At 41.4% G+C, this 17,615-nt stretch carries 16 protein-coding genes; 5 read left to right on the top strand and 11 right to left on the bottom strand.

Annotated elements, in window-relative coordinates; all coding sequences use genetic code 11:
* Complete coding sequence (locus tag ACTHN6_RS02935) at positions 1–441, top strand: PepSY-like domain-containing protein (protein ID WP_440434216.1); 441 nt, start codon at positions 1–3, stop codon at positions 439–441.
* 74 nt (positions 442–515) lie between these two features.
* Entirely contained in the window at positions 516–2,375 is a 1,860-nt protein-coding gene (locus ACTHN6_RS02940; RefSeq protein WP_440434217.1) for a M1 family metallopeptidase, read from the top strand.
* A gap of 378 nt (positions 2,376–2,753) precedes the next feature.
* On the opposite strand, the gene rplQ is transcribed toward ACTHN6_RS02940, so the two are convergent.
* From rplQ to ACTHN6_RS02985, 9 genes are all read right to left on the bottom strand, one after another.
* On the bottom strand, positions 2,754–3,335 hold the full coding sequence (gene rplQ / locus ACTHN6_RS02945) for a 50S ribosomal protein L17 (RefSeq protein WP_440434218.1): 582 nt from the start codon (positions 3,333–3,335) through the stop codon (positions 2,754–2,756).
* An 89-nt stretch (positions 3,336–3,424) separates the two neighbouring features.
* Positions 3,425–4,423, bottom strand: a complete 999-nt coding sequence (locus ACTHN6_RS02950; protein ID WP_440434219.1) for a DNA-directed RNA polymerase subunit alpha — start codon at positions 4,421–4,423, stop codon at positions 3,425–3,427.
* A gap of 139 nt (positions 4,424–4,562) precedes the next feature.
* Positions 4,563–5,168, bottom strand: coding sequence for a 30S ribosomal protein S4 (gene rpsD / locus ACTHN6_RS02955; protein WP_440434220.1), 606 nt, complete (start codon positions 5,166–5,168; stop codon positions 4,563–4,565).
* A 157-nt stretch (positions 5,169–5,325) separates the two neighbouring features.
* Positions 5,326–5,736: a 30S ribosomal protein S11 gene (rpsK, locus tag ACTHN6_RS02960; RefSeq protein WP_440434221.1), complete on the bottom strand. Its 411-nt coding sequence runs from the start codon at positions 5,734–5,736 to the stop codon at positions 5,326–5,328.
* Positions 5,737–5,793: 57 nt separating this feature from the next.
* Positions 5,794–6,174 carry a 30S ribosomal protein S13 gene (gene rpsM / locus ACTHN6_RS02965; RefSeq protein WP_440434222.1) on the bottom strand — a complete coding sequence of 127 codons (381 nt, stop codon included), beginning with the start codon at positions 6,172–6,174 and terminating at the stop codon, positions 5,794–5,796.
* 95 nt (positions 6,175–6,269) lie between these two features.
* A complete protein-coding gene (ykgO, locus tag ACTHN6_RS02970) occupies positions 6,270–6,386 on the bottom strand; it encodes a type B 50S ribosomal protein L36 (protein ID WP_026774906.1) in 117 nt (38 codons plus the stop codon).
* 49 nt (positions 6,387–6,435) lie between these two features.
* Positions 6,436–6,654, bottom strand: a complete 219-nt coding sequence (gene infA / locus ACTHN6_RS02975; protein WP_090653392.1) for a translation initiation factor IF-1 — start codon at positions 6,652–6,654, stop codon at positions 6,436–6,438.
* A gap of 139 nt (positions 6,655–6,793) precedes the next feature.
* Complete coding sequence (locus ACTHN6_RS02980) at positions 6,794–9,565, bottom strand: hypothetical protein (protein WP_440434223.1); 2,772 nt, start codon at positions 9,563–9,565, stop codon at positions 6,794–6,796.
* Positions 9,566–9,623: 58 nt separating this feature from the next.
* Positions 9,624–9,758: a hypothetical protein gene (locus tag ACTHN6_RS02985; RefSeq protein ID WP_440434224.1), complete on the bottom strand. Its 135-nt coding sequence runs from the start codon at positions 9,756–9,758 to the stop codon at positions 9,624–9,626.
* A gap of 253 nt (positions 9,759–10,011) precedes the next feature.
* Here ACTHN6_RS02985 and mutL point away from each other — a divergent pair, with 253 nt between their 5' ends.
* Positions 10,012–11,826, top strand: a complete 1,815-nt coding sequence (gene mutL, locus ACTHN6_RS02990) for a DNA mismatch repair endonuclease MutL (RefSeq protein WP_440434225.1) — start codon at positions 10,012–10,014, stop codon at positions 11,824–11,826.
* 258 nt (positions 11,827–12,084) lie between these two features.
* The gene (locus tag ACTHN6_RS02995) at positions 12,085–12,906 is read left to right on the top strand and encodes a M57 family metalloprotease (RefSeq protein WP_440434226.1); all 822 of its coding nucleotides are present in this window, start codon (positions 12,085–12,087) and stop codon (positions 12,904–12,906) included.
* 212 nt (positions 12,907–13,118) lie between these two features.
* Here the strand turns inward: ACTHN6_RS02995 and ACTHN6_RS03000 are convergent, their stop codons facing one another.
* On the bottom strand, positions 13,119–15,968 hold the full coding sequence (locus ACTHN6_RS03000) for a S8 family peptidase (RefSeq protein WP_440434227.1): 2,850 nt from the start codon (positions 15,966–15,968) through the stop codon (positions 13,119–13,121).
* A gap of 166 nt (positions 15,969–16,134) precedes the next feature.
* Between ACTHN6_RS03000 and ACTHN6_RS03005 the strand changes: the two genes are divergently transcribed.
* Positions 16,135–17,241: a family 20 glycosylhydrolase gene (locus tag ACTHN6_RS03005; protein WP_440434228.1), complete on the top strand. Its 1,107-nt coding sequence runs from the start codon at positions 16,135–16,137 to the stop codon at positions 17,239–17,241.
* A gap of 174 nt (positions 17,242–17,415) precedes the next feature.
* Here ACTHN6_RS03005 and ACTHN6_RS03010 read toward each other — a convergent pair.
* Positions 17,416–17,615: hypothetical protein (locus tag ACTHN6_RS03010; protein WP_440434229.1), on the bottom strand; the 200-nt coding region annotated here is incomplete at its 5' end.

The raw sequence follows: 17,615 nt of genomic DNA on the forward strand, positions 1-17,615 counted from the left end.
ATGAAACGAACATTTTTCTTTTTATTATTGTTTTCAATAACCTTTTTTGCTAAAGCGCAGCTTGGCAAAATTCCGGCTGCGGTTACAGATGCATTTGCTACGCGTTACCCACATGCCACGCATGTTGAATGGCACGATAAGCTGCATAATTATGTGGCGCATTTTAAACTGAACAAGTGTATTATCACGGCAAGCTTTTCTTCAAAAGGAGACTGGCAGGGCAGTGAGCGCGAAATGGAATTCAGCCAGTTGCCCGGCGAAGTAAAAGATGGTTTTTCAAAAAGCAAATATGCCGGCCGCGAAATGAAAGCTGCATTTGAAGTGCAGGAATTAGGCAAGCCATTGCGGTATCGCATCAACGTTCAAAAATCCGGTATTCAAAGAAAGAATTTATATTTTGATGTAAATGGCAGGTTGTTGAAAGAGTCAATCACCTTATAAAAAATTTTTGTGCCTGGTAAATTGTACCTGATATTGCAATGCCGGGCATTTTTGTATTTATAACTTTTTACAGCATGAATAAAATTGCAGCCACCTTATCGTTTCTACTGATTGTTTTCTGCCTTTCCGCCAATGCTCAGCCAGACCGCTGGCAGCAACGCATTGCTTACAATATCGACGTTAAAATGAATGCGGAAACCAACAGGCTTTCCGGCATTGAAAAAATTGATTACTGGAATAATTCGCCCGATACCCTGCACCGCGTTTTCTTTCATTTATACTGGAATGCTTTTCAGCCAAACAGTATGATGGATGTGCGCAGCCGCGAACTGGGCAAAATTGAACTGGGCACCGACCGCAACGGTAATCCTGTATATGACTGGGATGATCGTGTACGCGACCGCATTCAAAAACTTCAACCCGATGAAATTGGCTTCGACAGTACGGAATATGTGAAGCTGAACGGCGTGGCGCAAAAACTCATCTATCATGAAACCATCCTGGAGGTGCAGTTAAAAACACCTTTGCTTCCTCATTCAAAAAACAGCTTTGAGGTTGCTTTTAACTGCCAGGCGCCTGTGCAGATAAGAAGAAGCGGAAGAGATAATGCCGAAGGTATTCGCTACAGCATGAGCCAGTGGTACCCCAAAATGGTGGAATACGATTACCAGGGCTGGAATGCAAACCCTTATATAGCCCGTGAATTTTACGGCGTTTGGGGCGATTATAACGTAAACATCACTATTGATAAAAACTATATGCTGGCTGGCTCCGGCACGGTTCAGAATCCCAATGAAGTGGGGTTTGGTTACCAGGCGGATAATGTAAAAATTAAAGCGCCAACCGGCAAAACCCTTACCTGGAAATTTGCTGCGCAGAATGTGCACGATTTTGTGTGGGCCGCCGACACCGCTTACACCATGATTAAAAAACAAATGCCGGAAGGGCCGTTGTTTTACTTTGTGTATAAAAAAGTAGATTCCATGCAGCCGGCATGGGAAACCGTTGCTAACACCATTGAAAAGGCTTATCCCTATATTGCCAAAACATTCGGCGCTTATCCATACAAAAATTACACTTTTATACAGGGCGGCGACGGTGGTATGGAGTATCCCATGGCCACGCTTATAAAAAGTGCAAGCGTTGGCACGGCCATGCACGAGTTTATGCATAGCTGGTACCAGGGTTTGATGGGCACCAACGAAAGTTTATTCGCCTGGATGGATGAAGGCTTTACCACTTACGCCGAACAGCGTACCAGCAACTGGCTTAAGGGAGATACAGCCTTCGCTTTCAATAATTCTTACAATTCTTATTTCAGGCTGGTGAAAAGCGGGAAGGAAGAGCCCTTAAGCACGCATGCCGATCACTTCAATACTAATTATGCCTATTCTGTTGCGGCCTATTCAAAAGGCTCCATATTTCTTTCGCAATTGGGTTATATAGTGGGGGAAGACAATCTCGATAAAATTTTGCTGGAATATTATAAAGAATGGAAGTATAAGCACCCGAATGCCAACGATTTTATCCGCATTGCTGAAAAAGTGAGCGGCCTTGAGCTGCAATGGTATAAGGAATACTGGGTTTATACCACCAAGACCATTGATTATGCCCTGGGCAATATAAATGTGGACGGGGCTAATGCCCGCATCACCTTAAAACGCCTGGGTTTAATGCCCATGCCGGCAGATGTGCTGGTAACTTATAAAGATGGCACCCGGGAAATGCATTATGTGCCCCTGAACTTAACGTTTGGAGCCAAACCCGCAGAAGATACCGTTAAAACCATTGTGCATGAAGATTGGAAATGGGTTGATCCTGAATACAGTTTCACTATTTCACGGCCGCTTACCGATATTAAATCCATTGAAATCGATCCTTCCCAGCGCATGGCCGATGTAAACCGTATCAACAACAAGATTGTGGTGCCTTAGCCCTAAAAAGGATTGGATTTTACCAGAAAAAGGATTGAAACAATCAATAAAAGGATTGAAATAACCGGAAAAAGGATTGAAATTATCAGGAAAAGGATTGAAAAAGTCGGAAAAAGGGTATGTTTTACCGGTTTTAGGGTGTAATTATTCAATAAAAAGGTATGAATGAAGGCTTAAAAGGTTGAAGGAATGAATAAAAGGGTGCAAAAAACCCGGTAACAATACCGAAAAACAGGAAATCCTGGTGATTAATCTTCTCAAATAATCTCTGCAAATCCTTCTTTCAAGCTATAAAAGAAAATATATCGGGGTTTATACAAATAAAAAAGTGGTTGAGCAATCAACCACTTTTTTATTAAATATATTAAGTAAGAAACTTTATTCTCCAGTGCCTTTCTGCACATCTGCTTCGCCTTCTACCGGTGCGGCAGGCGTTTCTTCTACCACTGTTGCATCTTCTACTGCAGGTGTGTCAGCTTTTGCTTCAGCAGCAGCTTCTGCTTTAGGCTCAGCAGATTTTTTAGCGCGGCCACGGCGTGTTCTCTTGCCGGCTTCAGCAGTAGTAGCGGCTGTTTTACCGTAAACTTCGTTAAAGTCAACCAGTTCTATCAGGGCCAGTTCGGCATTATCACCCAAACGGGTGCCTAATTTAATAATGCGGGTATAACCACCGGGGCGGCTTGCCACTTTAGGGCCAATTACTGTAAATAATTCTTTTACAGCATGTTTATCTTTTAAATAGCTGAATACTACGCGGTGCTGGTGCATTATCTGCTCCTTGCTTTCGCCTTTGCGTGTTTTGGTAATCAGCGGTTCCACGTAAACCCTTAAAGATTTGGCTTTTGCCAATGTGGTTACAATGCGTTTGTTAACGATTAACTGGCTGCCAAGGTTGGCCAGCAACGCATCTCTGTGTGCCTTTGTGCGGCTTAAGTTTTTAATTTTATCTCCGTGACGCATGACGTTTGAATTTTAGTCCTGTACCGTGTCAAGGAATTACAGGGCTGTTATGAAAAAGCTATCAGCTATCAGCCAACAGCTATTAGCTCTTAGTTGATGTCGTCTAAACCTAATTTAGACAAATCCATTCCAAAGTGCAGGCCTCTTTCGCCGAGCACCTGTTCTATTTCGCTTAAAGATTTCTGGCCGAAGTTGCGGAACTTCATCAGGTCTTCCTGTTCGTACTGTACCAGTTCGCTTAAGCTGTTGATTTTTGCAGCTTTTAAACAGTTGAAAGCGCGAACGGAGAGGTCTAAATCTTCCAGCGGCGTTTTCAGCACTTTGCGTAACTGCAGCATTTGCTCATCCACCACATCTTCCTTACGGTCTTCTTTATTATCGAAGGTGATGTTTTCGTCGGTGATGATCATTAAATGCTGAATTAAAATACGGGAAGCCTGTTTCACAGCTTCTTCCGGGTTGATGGTACCATCGGTAGAAACATCCAGTAACAGTTTTTCATAGTCTGTTCTTTGTTCCACGCGGTAGTTTTCAACGGCGTATTTTACATTCTTTATAGGCGTGTGAATAGAATCGATTGGAATATAGCCAAGCGGAAGATCCTTTGCGCGGTTTTCTTCAGCCGGTACATAACCGCGGCCTTTTGAAATAGTGAATTCCACATCCAGTTTTGCGCTCTGGTCCATTATGCAAATCACAAGGTCAGGGTTCATTACCTGGAAGCTCTGCAGGCCATCGTTCAGCATGCCGGCAGTAAATTCAGCTTTGTTCTTTACGCTTAAAACAATTTTTTCGCTTGCTACATCGTGTTCCACTGTTTTTTTAAACCTAACCTGCTTCAGGTTAAGAATAATTTCAGTTACATCTTCCGTAACACCTTTAATAGTAGCAAACTCGTGGTCAACACCTTCAATTTTAATGCTGGTGATGGCGTAGCCCTCGAGGCTGCTTAATAATACCCTGCGTAAAGCGTTTCCGATGGTTAAACCGTAACCCTGCTCCAGCGGGCGAAATTCGAAAGAACCTTCAAAATCAGTTACTTTCTGTAATATAATTTTATCCGGTTTCTGGAAGTTTAAAATGGCCATTTTATATTCCTTTGTTTTTTGTTTTTATTTTTTATGTTACCGGCTTTTGAGCCTTGTGGCATCGCCGGTTGTGTCACTCCCTTGTACGTTCCGAACCCTGAGCGGCAAAGCAGAAAGCTTATAGTTCAGGGCTGATAGCTTATTTGCTGTACAATTCCACTATCAGTTGTTCCTTAATGTTTTCAGGAACGCTTTCCCTTTCGGGCCAGGTAATGAAAACACCTTGTTTTTCAGTTTCATTCCAGTCGAGCCAGTTAAATTTAGGGTTCTTGCCCCGCACCTGGCTGGTAATGGAGCTGTTATCGTTGCTTTTTGGTTTTAAAGCAATTTTATCGCCCGGTTTCAACTGGTAAGAAGGAATGTTCACAATAGCGCCGTTTACGGTAACATGTTTGTGAGAAACCAACTGTCGGGCTGCCGGTCTTGAAGGGGCGATACCCAAACGGAAAACTGTATTATCCAAACGGGCTTCCAGCAGCTTAATAAGGTTTTCACCTGTTACGCCTTTAATACGGGAAGCTTCATCAAATGTTTTGCGAAACTGGCGCTCTAAAACGCCGTAAGTGTATTTAGCTTTTTGTTTTTCTTTAAGCTGAATAGCGTATTCGCCTAAAGTTTTGCGTTTGCGGCTGGCGCCGTGCTGGCCGGGAGGGTTGCTGTTTTTATTTAACCATTTGCCATTGCCTAATATAGGCTCGCCGAAAATACGGCTGATCTTTGTTTTAGGTCCGTTGTAACGTGCCATAGTTATGTACTTGATTTTTTAGTGACGATGCAGCATCATTAAAAATCTTAAAATAAATGCTGCACCCGGTTATTGAAATTTACGATTTGCAATGTTTAGATTTACGATTTAAAAACTCAACTGGCTTAAAATCTATAAATCAGAAATCGTAATTGGTTTAAACTCTTCTTTTCTTGGGAGGACGGCAACCGTTGTGCGGTAAAGGTGTTACGTCTTTTATCATAGAAACCTCAATGCCGCTTGTTGCCAAAGCGCGAATGGCGCCTTCACGGCCGGCACCCGGACCTTTTACATATACATCCACTCTTCTCAGGCCCGCATCTATAGCTACTTTTGCTGCATCCTGTGCGGCCATTTGTGCTGCATAAGGCGTATTCTTTTTAGAACCGCGGAAACCCATTTTACCGGCAGATGACCAGCTTATAACCTGGCCCTGCTTATTGGTTAAAGACACAATAAGATTATTAAAAGTAGCATTGATGTGTGCATCGCCGTAAGCATCTACTTTTACTATTCTCTTTTTTGCTGCGGCTTTTCCGCCTGCCTGTGATTTTGCTGCTTTTGCCATTTTTTATTTTATCTAATAGGTAATCAACCGGAAAACTCCGGCCGCTTATTTAATTAATTATTTCTTAGGTGCCTTCTTTTTACCGGCAACTGTTTTACGCTTGCCTTTTCTGGTACGGCTGTTTGTGCGGGTGCGCTGGCCGCGAACCGGCAATCCTTTACGATGACGAAGGCCACGGTAGCAGGCAATATCCAAAAGACGCTTAATATTCATTTGAACTTCGCTGCGCAATGCACCTTCTACTTTTACCTCGTTGGTTATGATGGAACGGATTTGGTTAAGATCGTCATCATCCCAGTCATTTACTTTCTTATCGTAATTAATATTTGCTTTATCCAAAATGTGGCGGGCTGTGGAACGGCCAATACCGTATATGTAGGTTAAGCCTATTTCGCCCCTTTTATTTTTTGGTAAATCAACTCCGGCAATACGAGCCATAATTTCTGTTTATATTTTTGTTATCTGTTTATAGTTTAGCTGAGCATTAGCCTTTGGCGTTATAACCTGTGGCCCTTAGGGTAAGCTCCAGCATATTATCCCTGCCTTTGCTTATAGCGGGGATTTTTTTTGTTGATTACATACAGTTTGCCTTTTCTTTTTACGATTTTGCAATCTGCACTGCGTTTTTTTATTGAAGCTCTTACTTTCATATATTTTAGCTTTCAGCCGTCAGCATTCAGCTGTCAGCTCGTTTATAACTTATTTATACCTAAGAATAATTCTTCCTCTTGAAAGATCGTAAGGACTCATTTCCACCTTCACTTTATCGCCGGGCAGAATCCTTATGTAATGCATGCGCATTTTTCCCGAAATTGTGGCCAGAATTTCGTGGCCATTTTCCAATTTAACTCTGAACATAGCGTTACTTAATGCTTCTATAATAGCGCCGTCTTGTTGAATTAATGATTGTTTGGACATAAATTTGGGAGCGCAAAGATATAGGAATACAATTAATTGAGAAAATTTTTGCAAATTTTCAAACCTAAAAGACTAGTTAAATCATTACTATTTGCGGTATTAAGGCAAAATAACAGCAAAATATACAATCTGCAGCAGCTTATAAGGTTAACGGAAGTACAATTTCCCACTGGTTGGGATTGCTTCTTTCCAAACCGGTGTTAAGAAGCCTGCTGTAGCGCAGCCCGAAACTTACAAACTGCTGGTTCCACCATTTAGTATCGAAGAAAATTTCAGCGCCGGTGGAAGCAAAATTAAAATGGTTGCCCGTTCTTAAACTTTTGGTTTGTGTGAAATCGTAAAAGAGGTTGCCGCGAATTCTTAAGCAGTAGGCAATGTTCCCAAAACCCCAATCGGGATATGCCAGCGGGAAATGATAATTAAAACCGGCTTTATACATTCTTGGATAATCCGGCACGGAATAACCTCTTGAAAAAGGGAAATTGTTATCATAATAGTATTTGCCCGAAGTATCCCGCTGCTGGTAGGCCAGGTTAACAACTATACTATGGTTTTTACCCAGCCCCGGGAAATACAGATAGCTGCTTGCCAGCAATTGATTTGCCGTACTGCCCGTTCTGAATTGTAAGGTTATTGATTGCCCAAACCGGGGATTAATATGCTGAACCGCCTGTTGTATATACTGGCTATAATATAACCGAAGCTGCGTATAGCCAAAGCCTGCATGCTTAAAATAATTTTTTGCAAAGCCGGTCCATTGCGTGCTCACATAATTATAGCCCGCCGACGTGGTTAAATTGCGGTACATTTTTCCGCCGGTTAAATTGAGCGGTAATTGCAGCCCGCCGCTTAATTTGGTTTCATTCCAATGAAGTGTGGTATCGGCATTTAACCGGGCCGTTCTGTTCCATGTTTGGTTTACATTAATAAAAGGCTGCAAATACCAGCCGCCGTAAATACCGGTATAGCCCACCCGGCTGAACTGTTCATCGCGGTTATAGGTATAATATAACTGGCTTTGAACCGTGTTTAAAACATTCTGCCCATATAATATAAAAGAATAATCGGGATCGCTGATATATGGGTTATAACTATGGAAATTAAAAAAGCCCGAGGTTTTGGAGTAAGGTTTCGAAGTGAAATCCCTTTCTCCAATATTATTCAATAATTGATTGGATGGCTGTTGAAACGGATGGGATACATATAAATTTTTTAAAGTATCATTTTCATTTACGGTTTGCCACAGGGGCGTTGCTTCGGCCAGCCTGTAGCCATCTGCCGTGAATGCAGCTGTAATGATTTTATTATGCAGCAGGCCTGCCTGGTACAAACCTGTGGCCGCAGAAGCAATGCGGTAATTTTTATGTGCTGAACCGATGTATGCCCAAATTTCATCCCGGCCGTTATTGGAACAGCTATATAATAAGGTATCGCCCTGTACAACAGGAAACCCAATAATCCTGTTGTTATAAGGTAAGATCACTTCCCGGTCTTTACCAGTAACGGCCTGCTTTAAGATACCCATCTTACCATCAGCCTTCCTGTTGCATACATATATGTATTGGTCATCGGAAGAAAATTTAGGATAAGAAAAAACATTGCCCTGCTCATTCACTATAGTTCGCTTAATATTCCCGCTTATATCAAGCAGCACGAGTTTTGAACTTCCATCTGTTGCCTGTTCAACGGTAATGACCATGTTCCCGTTATGCGAGATATCCGGGGAAAAATATCTTGAGTGTGCGGTGAGTTTCCATTCTTTTTTGGTATTGATATCAATCAATCTTATTTCGCTGTATTCCCGGTTGCCCCAGCGTGCATCGGGTTTAAAAGATGCGTAAGCAATTATACCATTATTATAACTGAAGTAATCATTGGTAGTAATAGCTTCTACGGCATTTTTCTCCGTAATGCCATCAGCCCGCCTTATTATAAACTGCGGAATGCGGTTATAGCTTTTTTGTAGTGTAATAACCGACCCGTCCTTTGTTATATAGGGATATTGGTTATCGGTTACATTATGCTTTTCAACCGAATCGATAAATGTAAGGTTGGAATAAGATTGCCCTTTCCATTGCTCTTTATAATAATTAAATGCCTGCTGTACAAAATCATTAAAACCTATACCTGCATGTTGCTTCACTGCATGCTGCAAAGGATAAAAAAGACTGTTGAAAGAAGCTGCATCATGCGTTACATCTTTCCAGAAATTATCGCCATATTTTTCCCTTCCGTACGCCACCAGCATATACCCCAGCGGGTAATGATCCGGCACAAAATTGCGGTAAGAGCCATTGCGCAATTTCATGTAGCTGTACTGTTTGTTTTCCAGGTACAGGCTTTTGTAACCGTTTAAGAATAAGGGAAGCCTGCCACGGCCCTGATAACTTAGCAAGGTTTCATTATATACGGCATCGCCTTCAAAAAACCAGTCGGGCACGGCAGCAGCATTTGCCAGGGCCTGCCCGTTTTGCCCGAATAAAATATGCATTGCATGCGAAAGGCCAACATTAAAATTGTTGTATTGTTCCACATGCCTGTATTCATGTATGCTTAAAAGATCGCTCCAGTTTACAGCGCTTAATTCAAAGGCATTTTGTTCAGGCGTAAGAAAGAATTCGCTGCGCCGGGGGCCTAATGCAACAAAACCGTTTGAGAAAACGGTTTGATTATGCAATACGATACTTGTCTTCCGGCTAAGATTGCCGATCGTGCCGGCAAAATGCAACTGTTCATTTGAGGTCACAGCCGCAATGCGTTTGGCAATACTATCCCAGCCGTCAGGAAAAATAATTCTTACGGTATCATTATTAATCTGCCTCCATTTTACTGAAGCGGGTTCGCCCCCAAACTCCTGGGCATGGGCAAATGAAAATATCAATAGCAGTAAAATGAATAGTGTATAGCGCATGATAAAACAAAAATAACCCGCTATACACTATTAATTTAAGCGTAATTTACAGGAACCATCAGCTCAGAAGAAAAAGCTGTGCATAATGTTCATTGAGAAAAGTATCCTGCCTGGCAAGTTTTTTCTCTTCATAAGATTTTCCGGTAACCGGCTTGCTCGATTGTTGATTAGGCGATTTCAGATTTGAATACATTTGGCTTTTCAGATTTACGTTAAATGGATTTTTGCTGGTGTTTTTGTTTAAGTTAAGTTGCATAAAAAAACAAATTTTAAGATTAACAAAGAGGTTTTATATAGTCGCTTTTTTCGTAAAAACGGGAACAAGATGCAAATAATTCTGCAGATGAAAAACGGGGAAAATACCCCTTCTTTACAGAAAATGCCTGTTTACATGAGCTTTAATGGTAATATTTCTATTTTTACGGCAATGAAGAAGGAGATTTCTTGTGATTGATATAATTAATTTATTACCTGACAATATTGCTAATCAAATTGCTGCGGGAGAAGTAATTCAGCGCCCGGCAAGTGCAGTAAAGGAACTGCTGGAAAATGCGGTGGATGCCGGTGCAACTTCCATAGAGATGCATTTAACCGATGCCGGCAAAACACTTATACAGGTGATTGATAATGGCAAGGGCATGAGCGAAACCGATGCCCGTATGTGTTTTGAACGCCATGCCACCAGTAAAATAAAAAGTATAGATGACCTTTTTCATATCCGCACCATGGGTTTCAGGGGTGAAGCCCTGGCTTCCATTGCAGCGGTGGCGCAGGTGGAAATAAAAACGAGAAGGGCAGAAGATGAGTTGGGAACTTTTATTGAGATTGATAATAGTGTAGTAAGAAAGCAGGAAGCCTGCGCCTGTGCAGTGGGTACCAATATTTGCATGAAGAACCTTTTCTTCAGTGTGCCGGCAAGGCGCAATTTTTTAAAAAGCAATGCCTCGGAAATGCGCCATATAGTGGATGAATTTATTCATGTGGCGCTTGCATTTCCCAACATATTTTTTTCGCTTACCAGCAATGGCCAGCAGGTTTTTCACCTGGAGGCCGGCAATTATAAACAACGTTTTTTGCAGTTGCTCGGCCATCAATATTCCACCAAACTGGTTGCTGTAAAAGAAACTACTGATTATTTAAATATTAATGGTTTTGTTGGCAAGCCTGAAGCTGCAAAAAAAACCAGGGGCGATCAGTATTTCTTTGTGAATAGCCGCTTTATTAAAAGCGCTTATTTAAATCATGCAGTAATAACCGCATTTGATGCGTTGCTTCCAAAAGACAGTTTCCCGGTGTATGCTTTATATATAGACCTTGATCCTTCACAGGTTGATATAAACGTGCATCCCACCAAGCAGGAAATAAAATTTGAAGATGAAAAAATAGTATATGCTTTTGTGCAGGCCGCTATAAAACATGCGCTGGCACAATTCAGCATTTCGCCTTCTCTCGATTTTAGTTTGAATGCAGACATTATGCAGGCGGAAGCCATTACACAGCCTTTCACGCAGGAGAAACAGCAAACGGTTACAGCATCCGAACTATATAGAAAATTTTCCCAGAAAAACCAGGCCCATTTAATAGAACCGGGCGAAAAAAATGCTTTGAAACATTGGCAGGATTTTTATAGGGAAAGCAATTTTACGCAGGAGCAATCGCCTGCTGCTGTTACGTTAGATTTAAACAGCGCTGAATTGCCAGTTGTAAACAGCCAGTTGCTTAATACTTATATTGTAGGCTCTTTAAAAGATGGCTTTATGCTCATTCATCAGCAGCATGCCCATGAAAGAATTTTATTTGAACGATATGCAGCCATCATACAAAGCAGGCAGCCCGTTACCCAGCAAACACTATTTCCGGTTACACTTGAATTATCGCCGCAGGATGCCGCTTTGCTAACGGAATTATTAAATGATCTTGAATTATTAGGTTATAAAATTGAAGCGTTTGGGAAGAACAGTTTTATTATCCGGGGCACGCCTGCCGATATTTTACATGGCAATGAAAAACATTCGGTTGAACTGCTGCTTGAACAATTTAAACACTTCAGCAGTGAATTAAAATTCAGCAGGCGGGAGAAGCTGATTCATTGTATGGCAAGGCAACAGGCAATAAAAGCAGGGAGGGCGCTAAGTATTAAAGAAATGGAAATCCTTGTTGAAGAACTGTTTAAATGCAACACGCCTTCAGTTACGCCAAACGGCAATCCTGTTTTTGCAGAGTTTACTGATGAACAATTGCTGAAGATGTTTGGCAGATAAAATTATTTCTGGGTTATAATGTATCCGGCGTAAATTTTTTATTGCGTGTAAAATATTTGCTTAGTTTAGCACGCGTTTTTAATTCTCAATTAATATTCTGCAAACAGTAAACAATGAAACCATGAAGACTAATGCTATTGTATTTTTTCCTATGATCTATGTTTGCATTTTAACTTAACAGCTTTTAGCAGTAAATATTAAACACCAATAAACTTCCTGATAATTTTTTAATCATCCATTCATTTTAAATCACACACCATGAAACTAAACATGTTTCTTTCTGCGGCCGCTTTAAGCCTGCTGCTATTTTCGTGCAAAAAAGACAGCCAGACATCCGGTTCTGCCGGCGACATTCCTGAAGAAGTGCTGAGCCAGATAAGGGCCCAGGGTTTTAGCTCCGATAATGTTATTAAAAGCGATGGCGGTTATATTGTTGAAAATGATATTTTTCTTTCCAGCGAACAATTAACTGCAACACCAAACATTGGCCCCGATATCCGTGTGGGCGAAGAAGAACAATACCGCACCACCAACTTAATCAAGAAGCTTCCGCGAACTATTAAAGTTTCTATGAATTATCCTAACAACGTAGCGCTTTTTACAGCGGCTACAGATTCTGCTATCGCCAGGTATAATGCCTTAAACCTGCGCATAAAATTTCAGCGGGTTAGCGGCGTTGGTGATATAGATATTATTGGTAAAGACCTTGGCGGCGGCGGTGTATTAGGCCAGTCATCAGGCTTTCCTAACAAAGCCGGTAATCCTGCTTCACCTATTACTTTAAATTCACGCCAGGGCACTTTCACAGACAATACTGATGTGCAGTGGCTTGCTACTGTAATAGCGCATGAAATGGGCCATACAATTGGCTTCAGGCATACCGATTACAAGAACCGCAGGTATAGCTGCGGCCTCACTTTCCCCTGGAATGAAGGCGCAGCAGGCGTTGGCGCTGTTTATATTCCCGGCACAGAAAAAACACCCAAAGACCCCGGAAGCTGGATGCTTGCCTGTACAGATGGTACCAACAGGCCATTTAATCCTAATGATGTAATTGCATTAAATTATCTCTATAAATAAGAAGATAAAAAGCATTTATATTTTAACCACTGCTGAAAAATGCAGTGGTTTTTTTATTATTAAACTATCATAAAAAGTAAAGAATTTATTGACCAAAGGATGTACAGATTTTGTGGATGATGCGCTGATGAATTTTTACCTGTACATCTCTGGCTAAAACAAAAAATCTATCCGGAACAGTACTTAAATTTTTAACCAACTCAACCAGTACCTTAATCTATTACAATCTTCGTTTTAAAAACTGAGTGATGCTTATCATCATAAATAACGGCCAGGTAAATTCCTTTTGCAAGATTGGAAGTAATTACACGTTGGCGCTGCTGTGTTATTTGCTGCTGTACTAATTCCCTGCCCACTACATCGTACAATACAATTGTATAGGAAGAAATATTTTGAGATAAGATATAAAAGCCCTGCCTTGCTGCTGCAGGATTTGGATATATAATGTATGGTGCATTCTTTAAAAAGTTAACCGAAGCTTCATTGCTTGTAACCGTACTGCCGTTATCAAGCGTTATAACAGCCCTGTAAAAATTTATTCCCTGATGCATTGGCGAAATATAATTTACGGTAAGCGTGTTGATAGGTTCAATCATTTTTAAATCTGTCCAAACGCCTGCCATGCGTTGCTGGAAAACGGCTTTTTTTATATTGAATGTGGTGCCTAAATATAATTTCAGGGAAGCATTCCCGCCGTCGGGGTCGGCGAGAAAATTACTTATATAACAGCCAACGCCCTGTGCGGAATAATCAAACGTATAGCTTTTAATACCGGTATGGTTATTTAAAACAGGCGCCACTGCAATAAATTTGGAAGGCGCATTTTTTACCATATAAAAAGTATCGCTTGTGGTTGCTATTGGTTGCAGGTATTTATCACCGAGGCTGAATATTGTATATGCATGTATGCCCTTTTGTTTATCCCAGGAAATCAAGGCTGAATCACCGCAACTGAAGCCTACAACGGGAAAGGGTTGCGTGCTTATATCAAACGTATCGCTGTAAAATATTTTGTTGCTGATGGTCATGCGTGCCAGTGCAATAACGTTTGTGTCCGGCGCCGTCCATTCAAAATATTTTTTTGAAAGATTGATATTGCTGCTGATGGTGTGCCATGAATTTCCCTCATCAATACTGTATTCAAGCTTACCTTTTGCTGATGTGAATGTTGCATCCCACCTGAAAATATTTTTACCGGCAGGCATAAAATGACTGTTGCCGGCAGGCGAAATGAAAGTGAAAGTGTTTTCAGGATAAAAAGTATAAACAATGTAGAATAATTGCGGGCCGGCAGTAACGTCGTAGCCTTTTACATGAATGCTATAATCACCTTCAGCCGGTTTGGAAACAGTTATTTGCTCCACGTTATTCAAACTGTCCCTGCCTCTTACGGCGTTGCTTAATAAAGCGGTTTCATCAGCATGTATGTTTAAAACCCAAGGCTGGTAAACAATAGGATCATTTATGCTTTCAAGCGAAAGGTCGAGGTCGTTTACCAGGGCTTTGAAGGCATTGGCTGTATTGGCCGCATCATTCCAAACCAATGTGATCTTTAGATTGTGCATGTTTGCCGGAACATGGATTGCAAAACTTTTCGTTTCATCCTGATGAATATTATCTGAAAAAAAATTATTGGCCAATGCATCTGTTACGGCATTATTTACATTCACATTGCCAAAGCCTGAATAAAAATCAGGGCCTGCACTAAAAACATCATCGGCGCTGTTTATAATGATGGCTTTTACCAGTGCATTTGGCGGCAATGAATCCTGGTGAACGGATTGATAGGCCGACTGTACAGCGAGTACAGTACCCGAAGTAATGGCGGCTGCGCCGGAGCTGCCATCATTGCCGTAAGCAACAAGCTCAGGTTTTATACGGCCATCATAAGCAGGCCCTTTTGAACTTAATGATGCAACGCGGTAAAATGAATCAACCGAGCCAACGGTAAGTATATTTTTCGCCTGTTTAAAACTGCCGGTAAGATTGGAGAAACCTTCCAGGCCTTTATAGGCCCCATCTTCCGGTGTGGCCGTTCCTGAATTACCTGCAGAAAAAATATATAGCAGATGCGGGTTATCGATGGTGCTTTGATCATAGGCTGCTGCATCCGCACCATAAAAATTTTCTATGCCCACACCATAAGAATTATTCTGTACAGAAATATTGTGTTCATTAAAATAACTGTCATCATCGGGCAAAAGATTGGTAAAGTCAGATGATGCAACAGATGATGCCCAGGCAATGCCCCTGGCTGATTCAAAACTGTTGCCGCCGCCCGCAATTAAAGTGGCCATGGTGGTGGCATGGCTTGATGTGGTATCGGCCTCCAGCCCTGGTGTAATAATCCTGTTTTTAAAATCAATATCCGTGGTGTCGAACAAATTTTCTTTCACAGAAACCGTTAAGCCATTGCCGTTGAACGAAGGATATTGACTGAAAAAAAGATTGATGGCATTTTCACTGTTATCGTAATCATTGATCACGGTTTCAGGTGTTGGCTGCTGTGATTTTATATCTGCCGATACAACATAGCCCAGGTTGATTAAGGTATCAAGAACAAATGAAGCATCAGTCTTTATAATAAATATGTTTTTGTAAGAAGATTGAATGGGTTTGTTATACAAATGCATATCTTTTTTAAACAGAACACTGTCGCTTACTTCAACAATACATTTATAAAATTTGGAAGCTGCAAGCTTTGATAAACCGGCAGTAGAAGATAGTTTGAATGTATTATTGGCCCGCAGCAATTCCAATACATGAAACGGCTTAAAACCTGCAACATCAGCCCCTCTTACAACGAACCATTGCGTATTTACCCGGCGCAGTATTTTTTGCTGAAACCTGTGCTTAAAGTTTTCTGCATCTTCTTTATCCAGCTTGACAAGCAAGGCCGTATAAGCGTTTTTAAGACCAGGCTTCTCTGCCTGTAATGCATAAGCCGCTTTTATGGCCTCATCATTGTTTTGCGATAAAACTTTTTGCTGAAGCAGGGTGAATATGAACAGGAACGGTATAAGCTTTAAAATGCCTTTTCTTTTTTTTCTGCAGAATGCCATTCAGCCGGTTTTCAAAGTGGAAAAATGCAATTTATGCTGAGAAAATAAAATCCGGGATGTAATTTTTTAACCGGAAATTTTACCGTGGTTTTATTTTTAGTTTTAGAAACCATGAATGCCTGTAAAGCGCATTGAAGGCGTTTTATTATTACCTACATTTATCACTATGAAAAAAATCATGCTCCTGCTTTTGCCCGCCTGTTTTTTATTGCCTTCATTGCAGGCACAACCATCTTCGCCCGACAGTGTATTGCCTGTTCGCGGTTTTTGTATCGCTGCACCGGCGCCAAAAGATGTTGACCGTTTTATTAAATTCATTGATGAAGAGCTGGCAACACGCAAAGTAAATACCTTGATCCTGCGCGTTGATTACGGTTATCAATATACATCACACCCTGAACTGGCAGACAGCGGTGCCTTATCAAAAAAGGATGTTGATAAACTGGTAGCCGCCTGCCGTAAGCATAACATTGACCTCATACCGCAGGTAAACCTTTTGGGGCATCAATCCTGGGCAAATAAAACGGGAAAACTGCTTACTGTTTACCCGCAGTTTGATGAAACACCTGATGTGAAAATGCCTGAACAATATAAATGGCCGAATGCCGATAATCTTTATTGCAAGAGTTATTGCCCCCTGCATCCTGAAGTGCATAAGATTGTGTTTGATATTGTGGATGAAATATGCGATGCTTTCCAGGCAACCTCTTTTCATGCCGGCATGGATGAAGTTTTTTATTTGGGTGAAAAACAATGTCCGCGCTGCGGCGGCCGGGATAAAGCGGAATTATTTGCCAATGAAGTGCGTTTGATAAATGATCATCTTGCTCAAAAAAACCGCCGTTTATGGATCTGGGGCGACCGCCTGATTGATGGTAAAACCACCGGCATGGGAGAGTGGGAAGCGAGTTATAATAACACGTACCGCGCTATAGATATGATACCGAAAGAGGTTATTATCTGCGACTGGCATTATGAACGCGCTGATAAAACGCCGGTTTATTTTGCCATGAAAGGATTGAATGTAATTACCTGTCCCTGGAACCGGCCGGCTGTTGCGATACAGCAAACCAATGATATGATCAACTTCAGGAAAACGGCCACCAAGGAAATGCAGCCGCATTTTTATGGTATGATGCAGACTGTATGGACCGGCGCTGCCAATTTTTTGGATGGCTTTTATAATAAAACGCCGGGCCGCAATGGAAGCAATAATACCGACTGGAAATGTTTTGTGGATATGTATAATACCATTGATAGTTTGTGCCGGTAATCTTCGTCAGTTTGTTCATTTCATTATAATCTTTCGGTATCATGAATGATTGCCGGATACCTTTTTCTACCGGCTGGTGTCCTCACCAACCGGTATTGCAGACAGGCAATATTTCTCGTGGATCAATTAGAGAATGAATAATTGTTATTTAATCTTTTGTTACTTTCTTTTCTCCTAAGTAATGTAAGTTTTATAGCTCAGGGCCGCATGGCCTCGTTCATACAACGGCGCTGCCTGCGCTTCTTTGAAAAAATATCCTTTGGATTTTTTCAATCCCACCTTCGGCGTGACTGAACCGCAAAAGGCGCCTTTTGTATGAACCGGTGAAACAGATGTGACCCGCAAACTGATACTTACCGGGTTTGGAGTTACGA

Origin of the sequence: Parafilimonas sp. (genome assembly GCF_051953455.1) — a bacterium.
GTDB lineage: Bacteria > Bacteroidota > Bacteroidia > Chitinophagales > Chitinophagaceae > Parafilimonas.